The sequence below is a fragment of the Terrabacter sp. R4-6 genome (genome assembly GCF_057529065.1).
The window spans coordinates 16,024-33,582 of record NZ_CP197224.1 but is presented as its reverse complement, the minus strand read 5'-3'; the positions used below and the strand labels follow the sequence as shown (position 1 = coordinate 33,582).

The window sequence follows — 17,559 nt, the reverse complement described above, 5'->3', positions numbered from 1 at the left end:
CACCGTGACTGACGAGACCGCCCGCCCCATCGACGAGGGCGTTCCGATCTCGACCCCCGACCCCTCCGTCGACGACGCCGCCGTGGAGCGCGCCCTGCGCGCCGGGCTCGACGACTTCGAGCTCAGCCCCGAGGACCAGGCGCTGCTCGATGCCCAGGGGCCGGTCTCCGACGGCGGCGCGGCCCAGGGACCGCTGCCCGTCGTGGCCGTGGTCGGCCGACCCAACGTCGGCAAGTCGAGCCTGGTCAACCGCATCCTGCGGCGCCGTGAGGCCGTCGTCGAGGACGTGCCGGGTGTGACGCGCGACCGCGTCTCCTACGAGGCCGAGTGGGGCGGGCGTCGCTTCACGATCGTCGACACCGGCGGCTGGGAGGCGGACGCCACGGGCATCCACCTGCGCGTCGCCGAGCAGGCCGAGATCGCGATCGACCTCGCCGACGTCGTCATGTTCGTCGTCGACGCCACGGTCGGTGCGACCGACGACGACGAGGCGGTCGTCAAGCTCCTGCGCCGCTCCGGCAAGCCGGTGGTGCTCGTGGCCAACAAGGTCGACGACCAGCGGGGCGAGGCCGACGCGGCGATGCTGTGGAGCCTCGGCCTCGGCCAGCCCTTCCCGGTGTCCGCCGTGCACGGCCGCGGGAGCGGCGACGCCCTCGACGCCGTGCTCGAGGTGCTGCCCGACGTGTCGGCCCACGGGGCCTACGCGCAGGGCGGTCCGCGACGGGTCGCGCTCGTCGGGCGCCCCAACGTGGGCAAGTCGAGCCTGCTCAACCGCCTGGCGGGCTCGGAGCGCGTCGTCGTGGACAACGTCGCCGGCACCACCCGCGACCCCGTCGACGAGCTCATCGAGCTCGGCGGCAAGACGTGGCGCTTCGTCGACACCGCCGGCATCCGTCGCCGGGTCCACCAGAGCCGGGGCGCCGACTTCTACGCGTCGCTGCGCACCCAGACGGCCCTCGAGAAGGCCGAGGTGGCCGTCGTGCTCATCGACGCCGAGGAGCCGATCGCCGAGCAGGACATCCGTGTCGTGCAGCAGGTCATCGACTCGGGCCGTGCGCTCGTCATCGCCTACAACAAGTGGGACAACCTCGACGAGGAGCGCCGCTACTACCTCGAGCGCGAGATCGAGAAGGAGCTCGTCCAGGTGCCGTGGGCGCCCCGGGCCAACATCTCGGCGCGCACGGGCCGCCACATGGACCGCCTCGTGCCCGCCATCGAGACCGCCCTCGAGTCGTGGGACACCCGCGTCCCGACCGGGCGGCTCAACGCCTTCCTCGGCGAGATCGTGGCTGCCCACCCGCACCCGCTGCGTGGCGGCAAGCAGCCCCGCATCCTCTTCGCGACCCAGGCCTCGACGCGTCCGCCGCGCTTCGTCATCTTCGCGTCGGGCTTCATCGAGGCCGGCTACCGCCGCTTCATCGAGCGACGTCTGCGCGAGCAGTTCGGCTTCGAGGGCACGCCGATCGAGGTCTCCGTCCGCGTCCGCGAGAAGCGCCGGCGCTGACCCCGACGCCGACCGAACGCCCTCCCCGGCACCGTCCCGACGCCGAGGCGCCGCCGGCCCGGAGGGGCCGGGGGGCGTTCACGGGGGCCGATTGGGACCAGCGGCATCCGGTGCGCTAATGTTCCTTTCGCCCCGAGGGGCATTCGGGCTGTGGCGCAGCTTGGTAGCGCACTTGACTGGGGGTCAAGGGGTCGCAGGTTCAAATCCTGTCAGCCCGACCGAACGACGAAGGGCCGCACTCTCCACGGAGAGTGCGGCCCTTCGTCGTCGTGTCTCCCGGGACTCGATCAACCTGGTTCCGTGGTGGTCTGAATCCGTTTGTTGTGCAAGGTGTCCCGGCCGCCGCTGCAAGGTCGGCGTCGTGTCCACAAGCAACCCGCAAGGTATGCGCAACGTTGCCCGAGGTGCCCCCGAATCGGCCGAATCGCGTGTCACTGTTCCCTCAGCAGCACACCAAGAACCGGTAAAGCCACTCGAGGGAAAGGTCATGGGGGACACCATGCGCACTCAGAAGAAGTCCAGCTCCAGGAAGAAGAAGTCCGCAGCCTTCGTCGCAGCCGGGGTCATCGGCCTCGCGACCGCCGGCGGCGCCTACGCCTACTGGACGAGCCTCGGTGGCGGCACCGGCACGGCCTCCACGCGGGCCGGGGCCGGCAACGTCTTCCTCGTCACCGGCGGCAGCGCGACCGCGATGTACCCCGGCGACTCCGCCCAGACGATCACCGCGACGGTCAAGAACACGGGCACCGAGAACTACAAGATCCAGGCGGTCAAGGCCTTCGTCACGACCGACAAGGAGGGTTGCGACGGCACCGACTACATGCTGAACGGCAACCCGGCTCCCACGTCGCAGGCCACCGCCGCCTCGCTCAGCCTCACGCCGACCGACCTCGCGCCGGCCGCGACGACGACCGTCGACTACACCCTGCAGTTCAACAACAAGACGACGAACCAGGACGCCTGCAAGGGCGCCGCGGTGACGATCACCTACGTCGCCAGCTGAGACCCGGAAGGGGTGGGACGCCGCATCGACCCCGGCGCCCCACCCCTTCCGCGTCCGTCGCACGACGTCACGAACCACAGGCCGCACCGACCACGACCGGGGAGTCCCATGAAGACGCCGACGAACGCCAGGCACACCGCCCTGGCGCTGCTCGGCGTCTTCGTCGCGCTCCTCGCCACCGTCCACGGCATGCCCCGCGCGGCCTCGGGCCCGTCGGTCGTCAGCCCGACGATCACGGCGAGGCCCTCCAACCCGTCGGCGAGCACCAGCGCGACGTTCGCCTTCACCGCCATGGCGGGAGCCGGCTTCCGGTGCGCGCGCGACGGAGCCGCGTTCACGGCCTGCGCGAGCCCGGTCACCTACTCAGCCCTGGCGCAGGGCGGCCACACGTTCAGCGTCATGACGGTCGTCAGGGGCACGGAGAGCATGCCCACGGCATACACCTGGGTCGTCGACACCGTCGCGCCGCCGGCGCCCGTGCTCACGACGACCCCGTCGAACCCCACGTCGACGGCGACGAACACCGCGACGTGGACGTCCGCCGAGACGGGCGTGACGTTCCGGTGCTCCCTCGAGAACGGTGCGTGGACCGTCTGCACGACACCGCTGACGTGGGTCATCGACACCTCGAACAACGGACAGCACCAGCTCGCGGTCCGGGCCGTGGACGCAGTGGGCAACGTCTCCGCCACGACGGCGTACGCGTTCAAGTACCAGAAGGGCCTGCCCGAGACAGGCCTGCCCTTCACGGTCACCGGCAGCGTCGGTGATCTCGCACCGGGTGTGTGGCGGCCGCTCTCGGCCACCGTCACGAACCCGAACCCCGTCACCATCAGGGTCTCGGCGCTCACGGTCGCCGTCGCGGCCGACAGCACGCCACCCGGCTGCACCTCGATACCGAACCTCGAGCTGCGCCAGCCCACGGCCTCGGCCGACCTCGTGCTCCTCGTCCCGGCCCGGGGCACCGTGACGCTTCCGGACCAGGGCGTGGCGACGGCGTCCATCCGCCTGCGCAACCTGCCCACGGTCAACCAGGACGTCTGCAAGAACAAGAGCTTCGCGCTCACGTGGTCGGGGACGGCGAGCAACTGATGCCGGCCCCGACGCCCCCGAAGACGCGCGCACGCCGTGCCGCCCAGAGCCGCGGCGTGCGCGCCTTCCACGTCGGCATCCTGCTGACCGTGCTGATGACCGTGTCCGGCACCGCCTGGGCGTACTGGGCCGTGAGCGGGGGCGGGACGGGCAGCGCCCCGACCGCGACCCTCACGGCCCCGTCGTCCGTGACGGCCACCGCTGCCGCCGGCGCCACGAGCGTGGCCGTCGCGTGGACCGCGCCCTCCGCGGGCGTGGCGCCCGCGGGCTACCGCGTCGAGCGCACCGACGTCGCAACGGCTGTCAGCGCCGCCGCGTGCGGCACGTCGCCGTCGTCGCTCCTTCCCACGACCTCGTGCAGCGACGCGTCGGTGCCGGACGGGACCTACCGCTACACCGTCGTCGCGGTGCGCTCCGGCTGGTCGGCCACGAGCGCGTCCAGCGCCCCGGTGACCGTCCAGGCGTCAGTCGCGACGACGACCTCGGTGAGCTCGGCGACGAACCCGTCGGTGGTCGGACAGGCCGTGACGTACACCGCGAGCGTCAGCTCGGCCTCCGGGACACCGACCGGGTCGGTCACCTTCCGTGACGCGGGCTCGGCGATGACGTGCGCGGGCGGCTCACCGACGCTCAGCTCGGGCACTGCGACGTGCACGGTCAGCCACCCTTCCGCGGGCACCCGGTCGGTCACCGCGGCGTATGCCGGATCGGCGCCTCACGCAGCCTCGTCCTCCGCAGCCATCACGCAGGTCGTGGGCGCCGCCTCGACGACAACGGCACTGACGTCGTCGACGAACCCGTCGGCCGTCGGACAGGCCGTGACGTACACCGCCACCGTGTCGGTGGTCGCACCCGGCGGCGGCACCCCGAGCGGGACCGTCATCTTCAAGGACGGCTCCACGACCCTGACCTGCGCGGGTGGCAGCCAGAGCCTCAGCTCCGGATCGGCGACCTGCGTGGTGAGCCACGCGTCCGCCGCGACGCGCAGCATCACCGCCGTCTACGGCGGCTCGACCAACCACCTGACCTCCACCTCGCCGGCCGTCAGCCAGGTCGTCGGCCCAGCCACCACGACGACGAGCCTCACGACCTCCGCGACGACGGTCCGCACCGGCCAGAGCGTCACCTACACCGCGACCGTGGGCGCCACCGCACCCGGCGGGGGAGTCCCGACCGGCAGCGTCACCTTCAAGGACGGCGCGAACGCGATCAGCTGCTCCTCCGGCTCCCAGACGCTGAGCGCCTCGGGTGTCGCCACCTGCACGACGACCTTCGCGACGCCCGGCACCCGCTCGGTCACGGCGACGTACGCCGGCACGGCGAACCACTCGGCGTCCACGTCCGCGGCGGTCGGCCAGGACGTCGTCAACGGACAGGCGGCGGGGCTCGTGTTCTCGGGCGTCACCCTCAACGGCGTCGCGGTGACACCGAGCTGCACCGGCACCGTGGGCTCCACGTACAGCTGCACGGTCTCCGGAGGCGGCAACAACGCCGTCGTCCGGGCGACCGTCGGGTTCGGCACCGGCTCGGGGACCGCGGTGTCCTACAGCGGCGCGACGGAGACCATCAGCTGGTCCTCGACGGGCAAGACCGCCGGCACGGGCACGGTCAGCGTGGCGGCGAACGCCACGACCTCGACCGCCTCGGTCTCGGCGACGAAGAACGGCGTCAACGCGGCGGCGGTCTCGGTGACGTTCACCGAGTCCGGGGGCGCGACGTGGACCGCGGTCCTGACGATCTCCTGACCGTCGCCACGCCGGGTCCGCGACGGTGTGGCAGCGGACGCCGAGAAGGGTGAGGTGCGCGGGTCAGGTGCGACGGGTCATCGCGCCGGCCCGGGCACGGACGGCCTTGAGGCTCCGGCGGGTGCGTCGACGTGCACCGGCGTAGATCTCGCGGCTGCGTGACGGCCTGCTGTCGGGGTCGACGGTCAGGGTCCAGTAGTCGGTCGACTTCTTGACCGAGGCCGCGGTCGGCTTCCGGTAGGGCGGGTCCAGGGTGAGGTGCGGTCGCTCCCAGGCCACGTTGCGCTTGACGACCTTCGCCGGCGATCCGGCCCCGACGACGTTGTTGGGGAGGGACCGGGTCACGACCGAACGCATGCCGACGACGGTGCCGTCGCCGATGGTCACGCCACCGAGGACACAGGCGCCGAGGCCGAGCCACACGTGGTTGCCGATGACGATCGACCGGGCGGCGTTGACCCGCTTGCCGGTGCGGACGTCGAAGATGGGGTGGCCGTCGTCGGCACGGATCTGGATGTCGGAGGCGATCATGACGTCGTCGCCGATCGTGATCGACGTGCCCTCGGCCGTCGACATGGCCACGGTCGTCGTCGACGAGACGTTCTTGCCGATGCGCACCTGGCAGCCGTCGCCGACACGGATCGCCGCCCGCAGGCCCGGCACGCCCTGGCTGCTGTCGATCTCCACGAGGCCGTTGTCACAGTCGAAGTCGACGTAGAGCTGGGCGATGTTCTGCTGGGTCGCGACGCGCAGGACGTTGTTTCGTCCCTTGAACTTCACACGGATGTTCTTCTCGACGCTCCCGCCGAACTCGATGCGGTTCCCCCGGTCGTCGTCGTACGCCTCGAGGGTCGTCACACGGTTCATGGCGGCGAGCCTAGTGGTTGCTGAGAACTCGTTGAAAGTCCGACGAGTCCCGCCTGACGCAACCTGCGGAGTGACCTGCGCCGATGCCGTGACGGACGTTCCGGGACGCCTCCGTCACGGTCAGGACGAGGACATCCGCGAGCGCGCCTCGGCGCGTGTCGCGGGTTCCGGCGGCCCGCTCGCGGCGCGGACGAGGTCCGCCGCGGTGGGACCCTGCTGCTCCGCCCCGTCGGCAGCACGCGGGTGGCCGGGGCCGCGTCCTGCGCCATCCACCGGCGCCGGCGTCCGCGCAGCCCCGACGGTGAGGGCAGCGATCGCCGTCGTGACGGGCACGGCGAGCACGAGTCCGATGGCGCTCGCGAGCGTGCGCACGATCTCCTCGGACAGCGACTCCGTCTGGAGCATCTCGAGCACGGGACGCTCGTAGAGGAAGAGGAGCAGGAGCACGGGAAGCGCGGCACCGGCATACGCGAAGACGATCGTGTAGATCGTCGAGGCGATGTGGTCGCGCCCGATGCGCATGCCCGACTGGAAGAGCGCACGCCGGCCCATGGAGGGAGCGGCGGCCCGCAGCTCCCACACCGCCGACGACTGCGTGATCGTCACGTCGTTGAGGACGCCGAGACCGGCCACGATGATCGCGCACGTCAGCAGCTCGCGCGGGTTCATCGTCGTGACGAAGGACGCCAGCGTGGCCCCCTCGTCGTTGGCGACTCCGCTGAGTCGGGCCAGGTCGACCGCCAGCAGGCCGAGACCCGCCGTGATCGCGACACCGAAGAGCGTCCCGGCGAGAGCGGTGCTCGTCCTCACCGAGAGCCCGTGCGCGAGGTAGAGGACGACGAACATGATGGCCGAGGAGCCGATGAGGGCCACGAGCAGCCCGGACTGGCCCTCGAGCAGGGCCGGCAGCATGAACCTCACCACGACGAAGCCGCCGAAGACGAGACCGACGAGGGCGAGCACCCCGCGCCATCGTGCGACGACCGCCACGACGAGGAGGAAGAGCGCGAGCATGAGGGACAGGGGAGCGCCGCGCTGCACCTGGAGGAAGGAGTACGTCTCGGGCTGGGAGTCCTGGGGCGGGGTCCGCAGGAGCATGACGGTGTCGCCCTCGCGCAGCCCCGACGTGGAGATCGCGGGGGGCACCGAGACCGACACGACCGGACGGACGTCACCCGAGGTGGCGGTCGGCTGCTCGAGCTGGACGGTGATGGCGCCGCAGGTCGGGTCCCCGTCGACGACGTCACCGCCCTGGCCGTCCGCGGGGTCGGCCCCGGTGGCGGCGTCGGGGCCCTCGCAGACCGGGAGGACCCGCTGGACCTCGGCGACGGGAAAGGTCACCCCGGGTGCCGCGAAGTCCGAGGTGCCCACCCGGTCGGGCCCCTGGGCCTCCGCCGGCCAGTAGCGCACGAGACCGAAGACCGTGGCCGCGGCAGCGAGCACGATCAGGATCGTCAGGCCGACGCGGGCCAACGTGCTGACGGCGACGGTGCCCGACGCCGCATGGGCTCCGTGGGCTCCGTGGGCATGGCTGTGGGAGTGTCCGCCGGGCATGGTGCCGAGTGTGCCAGAGCAGGTCGAGCCCGAGGCGCCTGCCGCACCGGGCTTCCGCGTGCTCGTCCTCCGGCCCGAGCCGCGTCGTGTCCGGATCGATGCCGGGGACGGAACTCGCCCACTCCGGGCGCCCGTTAGGCTTGCCGCCGTGGAGGTCGAGAGAACGGGGGAGCGCGAGCACGTCGTGACGGAGCGCCTGCTGACGATCCCCAACGTGCTGTCGGTGCTGCGGCTGCTCGGCGTGCCCGTCTTCCTGTGGGCGATCGTCGCGGAGCAGGACGGGCTCGCCTTCCTCCTGCTGCTGTTCTCCGGCGTCACCGACTACCTCGACGGCAAGATCGCCCGCCGGTTCAACATGGAGAGTCGCCTCGGCCAGTTCCTCGACCCCATCGCCGACCGGCTCTACATCCTCACGACGCTCATCGGGCTCATGTGGCGCGACATCATCCCGGTGTGGCTCGTGGTCGTGATCCTGGCCCGCGAGGTCGTCATGGCCCTGATGCTGCTCTACCTGCGCACCAAGGGGCAGCTCGGGCTGCCGGTGCACTTCGTCGGCAAGGCCGCGACGTTCAACCTGCTCTACGCCTTTCCCCTCCTGCTCCTCGCGCACCGCGACGACTGGCTCGGCGACCTCGTCCGCCCGATCGGCTGGGGTTTCGCGTGGTGGGGCGTCGCCCTCTACTGGCTCGCGGCGGTGCTGTATGCCGTCCACGCGCGTCTCGTGCTCGCGCAGCGTCCGCGGGTGGTGACCCCGTGAGCACCGAGCGGCGGCCGGACGAGTCGATGACGCTCCTGACGACGATGATGGAGCGTCCGCTCGACGCCGGCTACCAGGAGGCCGCCGACCGACGGGTCGCGGCCGGGCTCCCGGGAGCCACGTCCACGCGTACCGTCCTCGTCGTCGTGCTGGCGATCCTCACGGGCTTCCTCTTCGCCGTGGCGGCACAGTCCCTGCGCCCGAAGCCCACGGCCGCGGCGGCCGTGAAGAAGGAGCTCGTCACCCGCATCGAGGCCCTGCAGAAGCACGGGACCGACCAGGAGGCCAAGGTGGCCGCGCTCGGCAAGCAGGTGCGCGACTACGAGGCCCTCGCCCTGCAGCAGTCGGGTGGCACCGATCTCACGAGCACCATCAAGGACCTCGAGGTCCAGGCCGGCGCCGTGCCCCTGAGCGGGCCCGGGCTGACGCTGACGCTCGACGACGCCGCCTCGACCGACGCCGGCGCCGACGCGGGCAGCCGCCCGAGCAGCGGGTTCGAGGAGGGTCGGGTCACCTCCGGCGACCTCCAGATCATCGTCAACGGCCTCTGGGGTGCCGGAGCCGAGGCCATCTCCATCAACGGGCACCGGCTCAGCTCCACCGCCGCCATCCGTTTCGCCGGCCAGGCGATCATCGTCGACTTCCGACCGCTCTCGCGCCCCTACGTCATCACCGCCCTCGGCGACACCCAGGGCATGCAGCGGCTCTTCGAGCCCTCGTTCGCGGGGCTCTACCTCTCGCAGCTGACCGACGAGTACAAGATCCGCTCGATCATGGCCGGGAGCGACTCCCTGACCGTGCCAGGCGACTCGGCCGCACGGCTCGAGGTCGCAGAACCCATCGGTCCGCCCGTAGGCTCGGCCGGGCCGGGCGCGACGACGCTCCAGCAGGGCACGACCACCGAGAAGCGGAGCGCGGGTGCCAGCGGCGCCCCGACCGGCACGAGCACGTCGAGCACGGACCCGCACTCGGACACCCCGCGCGGCACCACCGACTCCGGCACCGGTAGCCCGGTGTCACCGACCAGTCAGGAGAACCCTTCGTGATCCCAGTTCTCGGCCTTCTGGCCGGACTCGCGGTGGGGCTCTTCCTCGATCCCTCGGTGCCGGTGTGGCTCCAGCCGTACCTGCCGATCGCGGTCATCGCGGCCCTCGACGCCGTCTTCGGTGCCATCCGCGCGATCCTCGACGGCATCTTCAACGACAAGGTCTTCGTCGTCTCGTTCCTGTCCAACGTCGTCGTGGCCGCGTTCATCGTCTTCCTCGGCGACCAGCTCGGCGTCGGGTCGCAGCTCTCGACCGGTGTCGTCGTCGTCCTCGGCGTGCGGATCTTCTCCAACGTGGCCTCGATCCGCCGGCACCTGTTCAAGGCCTGAGCATGGGCAAACGCAAGAAGGGTCGCCCCGCACCCGCTCCCGCCGACCAGCGGGAGCCGGTGGTCGACGCCACCGGTACCGCGGAAGTCACTGACACCGCGGAGGTCGCCGACACCGCGGAGGTCACCGACACCAGCGACGTCGCCGACGCCACGGACGCACCGCCGACCGAGGTGCCGACGTCGTCCGACCCGGATGCCGAGCCGACTCCAGAGCTCACTCCCACGGGCGAAGCGACTCCCGACCTCGCTCCCGACTCCACGGACGAGGCGACTGGGGAGGCGCCGTCGGGACCGCCCGGGCCGTCGTCACCCGAGCCGGCCGCACCGTCGCTCGAGCCGACCGCCGAGCCCGCCGCGGCTCCTGCTCCGGTCTCGGGGACGGATGTCGGCGAGTCCGCCTCGGGCGACGGCCCCGAGACCGGGACGAGCCGGGTGCCCGTCGAGGGCCGGGCCGCCTGGACGCGCCTGCGCAAGATGAGCAGGCCCCGCGCCACCCGGGCCAACGTGCTCGGGGCCCTGCTCGCGGTGCTCCTCGGCGCAGGCATCGCGGCCCAGGTCCAGCTGACCAACCAGCGCGGCCTCGACGAGTTGAGCCAGACCGACCTCGTGCGCGTTCTGGACGATATCTCGCTGCGGTCGTCCCGCCTCGACCAGCAGGTCCGCGAGCTCGAGTCCACCCGCGACCGCCTCAAGAACGGCACGGGCACCGCCGCCGAGGCCCTCGAGCAGGCGCAGAAGCGCGTCGACACGCTCGGCATCCTGGCCGGAACCCTCGCGGCCAAGGGACCGGGTATCACGCTGCGCATCAGCGACCCGACCAACGCCGTGACCGGACCGATCGTCCTCGACATCATCCAGGAGCTGCGGGACGCAGGGGCCGAGTCGATCGACGTGGGCGGCGTCAGGGTCGTGGCCTCGTCGTTCGTCGGCGACCGCGACGGCGAGATCCTCGTGGACGGGGTGCAGGTGTCACGCCCCCTCGTGATCAAGGTGATCGGCGACTCGAAGACGCTCTCGTCGGCCATGACGATCCCGGGCGGGATCGTCGAGTCGGTGCGGCAGAAGGGCGCCGAGGCCTCCGTCACCGAGTCGAGCCTCGTCGAGATCACCTCGCTGCACCGGCCCACCGAGATGACCCACGCGAAGCCCGTCGAGTGACCGCACCCGACTGCCGGAGCACGGCCGGGACGACCGGACGGGACACCCAGTGGGGCCCACTCCCTGCGCTCGCCTCGCGGGCATGGCATCCTCTCAGGTGCCACCGCATCGCCGGCGACACCAGCGCCCAGCAGCACGCGCATCCACCACGACCCCGACCGGGGCCGTCCACTGACGAAGGAGCGACATGAGCGACCTGGACTACCCCTCCGACCTGCGCTACACCAGCGACCACGAGTGGGTCCGCGTCGGCGACGACGGAGTGGTCCGCATCGGCATCACGTCCTTCGCCCAGGACGCGCTCGGCGACGTCGTCTACGTCTCGCTCCCCGCCGTCGGCGACACCGTGACGCCCGGCGACTCGTGTGGCGAGGTCGAGTCGACGAAGTCGGTCAGCGACGTCTACGCACCGCTCGAGGGCGAGGTCACGGCCACCAACGCCGCTCTCGACGCCTCGCCCGAGCTCATCAACTCCGACCCCTACGGTGAGGGCTGGATGTTCGAGCTGCGCCCGGCCGACGCCTCCGCCGTCGACGGGCTCATGGACTCGGCGACCTACACCGCGTCGCTGTCCTGACCGTCCGGCGGGCGCGTGCCCGCCGTGGCGCCGGGCAGGTTCCGACCGCGCCCGGGTCAACTAGAGTGGATGGACCCGAATCCGCCCGCACCACAGAGGAGGACCGCATGTCGAGCGACCTGCCCGACCCCGACGACATGAACGTCGAACCCCGCACCATGCGGTTCCAGGGCGTGCCGTCGCAGGACAGCGACCACGTCGACAGCGTCGGCGCCCGAGGCCTCACGGCCGAGGACCAGGCGACCATCGAGGCCCTGCGTCCCGGAACCGCCCTGCTCGTCGTGCTCCGCGGCCCCAACACCGGCGCCCGCTTCCTGCTCGACGACCAGGAGGTGGCCGCCGGTCGCCATCCTGACTCCGACATCTTCCTCGACGACGTCACGGTGTCGCGCAAGCACGCGGCGTTCGTCGCGCAGGGTGGCGGCTACGTCGTGCGCGACGCCGGCTCGCTCAACGGCACCTACGTCAACCGGGAGCGGATCGACGAAGCCCCCCTGCACCAGGGCGACGAGGTCCAGATCGGCAAGTTCCGCCTCGTCTACTACTCGTCCGGAGCACCCCAGCACCCGCCGGCATGACCGCAGGCACGGTGGCCGGCGACGGGGGAGCGCCGGCAGCCCGGCGCCTCACGATCGGCAAGGTGCTGGCGACGCTCTCCGAGGACTTCCCGGACGTCACCGCGTCGAAGATCCGCTTCCTCGAGGCCGAGGGGCTGGTGCTGCCGCACCGCACGCCCTCGGGCTACCGCACCTACACCGACGACGACGTGCGTCGGCTGCGCTACGTGCTGTCGGCGCAGCGCGACCGCTACTGGCCGCTCAAGGTCATCCGGGAGGCGCTCGATGCGCTCGACCGGGGTCTGTCGGACCCGGGTGAGGAGTCGGGTGGGCGGCCCCGCCCACCCGCGCCGGCACCCGACCCCGAGGTCCCCGCGCCCCAGGACCTGACGGCCCGGAGCGAGGTGTCGCTCACCGGGCCGGAGCTGCGCGAGGCGACGGGGATCGACCGCGACACGATGATCGCCCTCGAGACGTACGGCCTGCTCCAGCCCGACGAGAAAGGCCACTTCGGCCACGACTCGCTCGCCATCGCCGCTGCGGCGCGGACGCTCGCCGGTCATGGTCTCGAGGCGCGCCACCTGCGCCCCTTCCGCACCGCCGCCGACCGCGAGATCGGCCTCGTCGACCAGGTCCTGGCAACGCGTTCGCGCAGTGGCACGCGCGAGGAGCGGGCGGCCGAGATCGCTTCTGCCTGCATCGCGTTGCACGTGGCGCTCGTCCGCTCGGGCCTGGCCCGCTGAGGCCGGTCCCCGCCTCCCGCGTGCCGGGGTACGGTGGAGGAGTGAGAGAGGTCGATGTCCTGGGCGTCCGCGTCGAGATGCCCACGAACCAGCCGATCGTCCTGCTGCGTGAGCGGGACGGCGGGCGCTACCTGCCGATCTGGATCGGCGCGGCCGAAGCCGCTGCGATCACGTATGCCCAGCAGGGTGTCGTGCCGCCGCGACCGCTGACCCACGACCTCATGCGAGACGTCCTGTCGGTGCTCGGTCACGAGCTGACCGAGGTGCGCATCGTGGCCCTCAAGGACTCCGTCTTCCACGCGGCGCTCATCATCGACGGCAAGGCCGAGGTCAGCTCGCGAGCCAGCGACGCCATCGCCCTCGCCCTGCGCACGGGCGCCAAGGTGCTCGTCGAGCCAGCCATCCTCGACGAGGCGGCCATCGTCGTCTCCTCGGAGGAGGACGACGAGGTCGAGCGCTTCAAGGCGTTCCTCGACCACGTGTCCGCCGAGGACTTCGAGGGACCGGCTCCCGAGGCGGAGCCCGGCGACCGTCCCGACCTGCCCGACCGGCCCGACTGACCGGCCCGACCGACGACCCGCGCGCCGTCATGCGCACCTTCACCTTCAGGTGACACCTGAAGGTTGCCTCCACCGCCTCGACACGCCGCCGCGTCATGGCCGTGGTGATTGACCGGACGGTGGACGCGGCCTACCGTCAGGAGAACGACGTGACTGTAGTTATCCGGATGTCGTCTGCGCGCACGCACCACCGCGGCCCGCAGCCTGAGCAGGAGGAGGACGGCATGGCCGCCATCGAGGACGCGCACGACGCCGGTCGGGTCATGCCCGCCGGGTCCCAGGGCCTGCTGTTCACCGACGACCTGCCCGAGCTGTCCGAGGACACCGGCTACCGCGGTCCGACCGCGTGCAAGGCCGCCGGCATCACGTACCGACAGCTCGACTACTGGGCCCGCACGGGTCTCGTCGAGCCGTCAGTCCGCAGCGCCACCGGCTCCGGCACGCAGCGCCTCTACGGCTTCCGCGACATCCTCGTGCTCAAGGTCGTCAAGCGCCTGCTCGACACCGGCGTCTCGCTCCAGCAGATCCGCGTCGCCATCAGCCACCTGCGCGAGCGCGGTGTTGAGGACCTCGCGCAGATCACCCTGATGAGCGACGGCGCCTCGGTCTACGAGTGCACCTCCGCCGACGAGGTCATCGACCTCGTGCAGGGGGGCCAGGGCGTTTTCGGCATCGCCGTCGGTCGGGTGTGGCGCGAGGTGGAGGGCGAGCTCGCCCTCCTGCCGAGCGAGCGTGCCGACGAGGACGTGCTGGCCGACCACCCCGACGACGAGCTGAACGCGCGCCGTCAGGCCCGCCGCCTGGCCTGACGGACCACCTGGCGCGCCACCCTCACGCACCACCGTTCGACACGGCCCGACCGGACTCTCCGGCCGGGCCGTGTCCGTGCCGGGACGTACCGTGACCATGGCCGCCTGCTGGTAGATTTGCGGTGCCGATCGACCCTGCGTGGGAGAGTCCTCGGGGTGCCCAGCACCTGCGAGGCGCCGAAGGGGCAACATCCCCGGAACCTCTCAGGCGCCAGGACCATGCGGGCGAGGCAACTCTGGAGGCACCGTCGCGGTGCTCGACAGACGGGGAGCGTGTGTCATCCGCTCGAACCCGTCAGGAGCCCGCATGTCGATCGACCAGCTCGTGCCCATCACCACCGGAACATCCACGGAGACGGTGATGGCCGACTTCGTGCGCCGTCACGTCGGCCCAGCCGGCGACGACGTGCGCCACATGCTCGAGGTCGTCGGCCAGCCGAGTCTCGACGCCATGTGCGACCGCGCCATCCCGGGCGCGATCCGGTCCGGGTCGCTCCTGCGCATCGAGGCGGCCGCCAGCGAGAGCGCCGTCATCGAGGAGCTGCGCGGTTTCGCGTCTCGCAACACCGTGCTCACCTCACTCATCGGGCTCGGCTACTACGGCACCGTGACCCCGCCGGTCGTGCGCCGCAACGTGCTCGAGAACCCCGCCTGGTACACCGCCTACACGCCTTACCAGCCCGAGATCTCCCAGGGCCGGCTCGAGGCCCTGCTCAACTTCCAGACGGTCGTCACCGACCTGACCGGGCTCGACGTGGCGGGCTCCTCCCTCCTCGACGAGTCGACCGCCGCCGCCGAGGCGATGTCGCTCATGCGTCGCGCGAGCAAGGCCGCGGCCGACGCCGTCGTGCTCGTCGACGAGCGGCTCTTCCCGCAGACCATCGCCGTCATGCGCACCCGCGCCGAGGCGCTCGGGCTGCCCGTCGCCGTCGTCGACCTGCGCGCCGTGACCGACACCGACTCCCTGTCTGCAGCAGCGGGCGGCCGGGCCGTCGTCGGGGCCATGGTGCAGTACCCCGACTCCACCGGCGAGCTCGTCGACTGGGCCCCGCTGACCGCGGCCGTCCACGAGGCCAAGGGCCTCGTCACCGCCTGCGCCGACCTGCTCGCACTCACGCTCGCCAGCGCTCCGGGGGAGTGGGGCGCCGACATCGCCGTCGGCAGCGCCCAGCGCTTCGGCGTCCCGATGGGGTTCGGCGGCCCGCACGCCGGCTACATGGCCGTCCACCGCGGGCTCGAGCGCCAGATCCCCGGACGCCTCGTCGGCGTCTCCGTCGACGCCGAGGGACACCAGGCCTACCGCCTCGCCCTGCAGACGCGTGAGCAGCACATCCGCCGCGAGAAGGCCACGTCCAACATCTGCACCGCCCAGGTGCTCCTCGCCGTCATGGCGGGCATGTATGCCGTGTGGCACGGGCCCGCGGGCCTCGTGGCCATCGCGCAGCGCGTCGCCGGCCTCACGGCCGCCCTGCGCGGCGCCCTCGTCGACGGCGGCCTCGACGTCGAGACGACGGCGTTCTTCGACACGCTGACGGTCGTCGTGCCGGGTCGGGCCGAGGAGGTCACCAGCGCTTTCGCCGACCGGGGCATCAACGTCTGGCGCGTCGACGCCGATCGCGTCTCGCTCAGCCTCGACGAGACCTCCACGCCCGCAACGGTGCTCGCCGTCCTCGAGGCCTTCGGCGTTCCCGCCTCCGCCGACGCGGAGAGCACGACCGGCACACCCGGCGCGAGCGGCATACCCGAGGCGCTGACCCGCACGTCCGAGTTCCTCACGCACCCGGTCTTCCACGCCCACCACTCCGAGACGGCGATGCTGCGCTACCTGCGCCGCCTCTCCGATCGCGACTTCGCGCTCGACCGTGGCATGATCCCGCTTGGCTCGTGCACGATGAAGCTCAACGCCACCACCGAGATGGAGGCGGTCACCTGGCCGGAGTTCGCGAACCTCCACCCGTTCGCCCCGGCCGAGCAGACGGTCGGCATCCGTGCCCTCATCGACGACCTGTCCGCGTGGCTGTGCGAGATCACCGGCTACGACGCGGTGTCGCTCCAGCCCAACGCCGGCGCGCAGGGCGAGTTCGCCGGGCTGCTCGCGATCCACGCCTACCACCAGGCCCGTGGCGAGGGACACCGCCGCGTCTGCCTCATCCCCGCCAGCGCCCACGGCACCAACGCCGCCTCGGCGGTCATGGCCGGTCTCAAGGTCGTCGTCGTCAAGACGGCCGCCGGCGGCACCGTCGACATGGACGACCTGCGCGCCAAGATCGAGGCGCACCGCGACGACCTCGCCGCCATCATGGTGACCTACCCGTCGACGCACGGCGTCTACGAGGACACCATCACCGAGCTGTGCGAGCTCGTCCACGAGGCCGGCGGCCAGGTCTACGTCGACGGCGCCAACCTCAACGCGCTCGTCGGCCTGGCCCAGCCCGGGGCGTTCGGGGCCGACGTCAGCCACCTCAACCTGCACAAGACCTTCTGCATCCCGCACGGCGGCGGCGGTCCGGGCGTCGGTCCGGTCGCGGTCCGCGCGCACCTCGCGCCGCACCTGCCGAACCACCCGCTGTCCGCGGAGGCCGGCCCCGAGACGGGAGTGGGCCCGGTCTCGGCCGCGCCGTTCGGCTCGGCGAGCATCCTGCCGATCTCGTGGGCGTACGTCCGGCTCATGGGCGGCGAGGGTCTGCGGCACGCCACCCAGATGGCGGTCCTCGGCGCCAACTACATCGCGGCCCGCCTCCGCGAGCACTACCCGGTGCTCTACTCCGGCAACGACGACCTCGTCGCGCACGAGTGCATCCTCGACGTTCGCCAGATCACGGCCGAGACGGGCGTCACCGTCGACGACATCGCCAAGCGCCTCGTCGACTACGGCTTCCACGCGCCGACCATGAGCTTCCCCGTCGCGGGCACGCTCATGGTCGAGCCCACCGAGTCCGAGAACCTCTACGAGCTCGACCGCTTCTGCGACGCGATGATCGCGATCCGCGGCGAGATCGAGGCGATCCGCGCGGGCGAGGTGGCGGTTGGCGACAGCATGCTGCGGCACGCACCGCACACGGCCCTCAACATCGCGGGGGAGTGGGACCTCCCCTACGAGCGCACCGAGGCCGCCTTCCCCGTCGGGATCAACGCCGCCGACAAGTACTGGCCGCCGGTGAGCCGCATCGACGGCGCGTACGGCGACCGCAACCTCGTGTGCTCCTGCCCGCCGCCGGAGGCCTTCGAGGGCTGAGCGGCCCGCCCGCCCACGGGT

The 17,559-nt window shown here is 71.8% G+C and carries 16 protein-coding genes, 1 tRNA gene and 1 riboswitch; of the genes, 15 read left to right on the top strand and 2 right to left on the bottom strand.

Translation table 11 applies throughout. The features are described 5' to 3' along the window. Positions 1-4 precede the first annotated feature (4 nt). The 5 genes from der to ACSSS0_RS00140 all read left to right on the top strand — a co-directional run bounded on the left by der (position 5) and on the right by ACSSS0_RS00140 (position 5,344). Positions 5-1,504, top strand: a complete 1,500-nt coding sequence (gene der / locus ACSSS0_RS00160; protein WP_435985957.1) for a ribosome biogenesis GTPase Der — start codon at positions 5-7, stop codon at positions 1,502-1,504. 144 nt (positions 1,505-1,648) lie between these two features. Continuing rightward, positions 1,649-1,722 (top strand) — tRNA-Pro (locus ACSSS0_RS00155). 281 nt (positions 1,723-2,003) lie between these two features. Then, the gene (locus ACSSS0_RS00150; RefSeq protein ID WP_487229593.1) at positions 2,004-2,507 is read left to right on the top strand and encodes a hypothetical protein; all 504 of its coding nucleotides are present in this window, start codon (positions 2,004-2,006) and stop codon (positions 2,505-2,507) included. 108 nt (positions 2,508-2,615) lie between these two features. Further along, on the top strand, positions 2,616-3,599 hold the full coding sequence (locus ACSSS0_RS00145; protein WP_487229592.1) for a hypothetical protein: 984 nt from the start codon (positions 2,616-2,618) through the stop codon (positions 3,597-3,599). Beyond that, positions 3,599-5,344: an Ig-like domain-containing protein gene (locus ACSSS0_RS00140; RefSeq protein WP_487229591.1), complete on the top strand. Its 1,746-nt coding sequence runs from the start codon at positions 3,599-3,601 to the stop codon at positions 5,342-5,344. Before ACSSS0_RS00145 ends, ACSSS0_RS00140 begins: the two co-directional genes overlap by 1 nt. 63 nt (positions 5,345-5,407) lie before the next feature. On the opposite strand, the gene ACSSS0_RS00135 is transcribed toward ACSSS0_RS00140, so the two are convergent. Next, positions 5,408-6,211 (bottom strand): acyltransferase, encoded by an 804-nt coding sequence (locus ACSSS0_RS00135; RefSeq protein ID WP_487229590.1) that lies wholly within the window; start codon positions 6,209-6,211, stop codon positions 5,408-5,410. A 120-nt stretch (positions 6,212-6,331) separates the two neighbouring features. Continuing rightward, positions 6,332-7,765 (bottom strand): YibE/F family protein, encoded by a 1,434-nt coding sequence (locus ACSSS0_RS00130; protein WP_487229589.1) that lies wholly within the window; start codon positions 7,763-7,765, stop codon positions 6,332-6,334. 148 nt (positions 7,766-7,913) lie between these two features. Between ACSSS0_RS00130 and clsA the strand changes: the two genes are divergently transcribed. The 10 genes from clsA (at position 7,914) to gcvP (ending at position 17,538) form a co-directional block, all read left to right on the top strand. Next, positions 7,914-8,522 carry a cardiolipin synthase ClsA gene (clsA, locus tag ACSSS0_RS00125; protein ID WP_435985963.1) on the top strand — a complete coding sequence of 203 codons (609 nt, stop codon included), beginning with the start codon at positions 7,914-7,916 and terminating at the stop codon, positions 8,520-8,522. Beyond that, positions 8,519-9,568: a DUF881 domain-containing protein gene (locus ACSSS0_RS00120; protein WP_487229588.1), complete on the top strand. Its 1,050-nt coding sequence runs from the start codon at positions 8,519-8,521 to the stop codon at positions 9,566-9,568. Before clsA ends, ACSSS0_RS00120 begins: the two co-directional genes overlap by 4 nt. Next, the gene (locus ACSSS0_RS00115) at positions 9,565-9,897 is read left to right on the top strand and encodes a small basic family protein (RefSeq protein ID WP_028785606.1); all 333 of its coding nucleotides are present in this window, start codon (positions 9,565-9,567) and stop codon (positions 9,895-9,897) included. The genes ACSSS0_RS00120 and ACSSS0_RS00115 overlap by 4 nt, the downstream gene beginning before the upstream one ends. 2 nt (positions 9,898-9,899) lie before the next feature. After that, the gene (locus ACSSS0_RS00110) at positions 9,900-11,057 is read left to right on the top strand and encodes a DUF881 domain-containing protein (RefSeq protein ID WP_487229587.1); all 1,158 of its coding nucleotides are present in this window, start codon (positions 9,900-9,902) and stop codon (positions 11,055-11,057) included. A 187-nt stretch (positions 11,058-11,244) separates the two neighbouring features. Further along, positions 11,245-11,634 (top strand): glycine cleavage system protein GcvH, encoded by a 390-nt coding sequence (gene gcvH / locus ACSSS0_RS00105; protein ID WP_487229586.1) that lies wholly within the window; start codon positions 11,245-11,247, stop codon positions 11,632-11,634. A gap of 107 nt (positions 11,635-11,741) precedes the next feature. Further along, positions 11,742-12,212, top strand: coding sequence for an FHA domain-containing protein (locus ACSSS0_RS00100; RefSeq protein WP_487229585.1), 471 nt, complete (start codon positions 11,742-11,744; stop codon positions 12,210-12,212). Then, positions 12,209-12,934 (top strand): transcriptional regulator FtsR, encoded by a 726-nt coding sequence (gene ftsR, locus ACSSS0_RS00095; protein WP_487229584.1) that lies wholly within the window; start codon positions 12,209-12,211, stop codon positions 12,932-12,934. The genes ACSSS0_RS00100 and ftsR overlap by 4 nt, the downstream gene beginning before the upstream one ends. 41 nt (positions 12,935-12,975) lie before the next feature. Beyond that, a complete protein-coding gene (locus ACSSS0_RS00090) occupies positions 12,976-13,494 on the top strand; it encodes a bifunctional nuclease family protein (RefSeq protein WP_487229583.1) in 519 nt (172 codons plus the stop codon). Positions 13,495-13,718: 224 nt separating this feature from the next. Next, positions 13,719-14,303, top strand: a complete 585-nt coding sequence (locus ACSSS0_RS00085; RefSeq protein ID WP_487231167.1) for a MerR family transcriptional regulator — start codon at positions 13,719-13,721, stop codon at positions 14,301-14,303. Positions 14,304-14,433: 130 nt separating this feature from the next. Beyond that, positions 14,434-14,533: riboswitch (glycine riboswitch) on the top strand. A 77-nt stretch (positions 14,534-14,610) separates the two neighbouring features. After that, positions 14,611-17,538 carry an aminomethyl-transferring glycine dehydrogenase gene (gene gcvP, locus ACSSS0_RS00080; protein WP_487229582.1) on the top strand — a complete coding sequence of 976 codons (2,928 nt, stop codon included), beginning with the start codon at positions 14,611-14,613 and terminating at the stop codon, positions 17,536-17,538. The last annotated feature ends 21 nt before the right edge of the window (positions 17,539-17,559 follow it).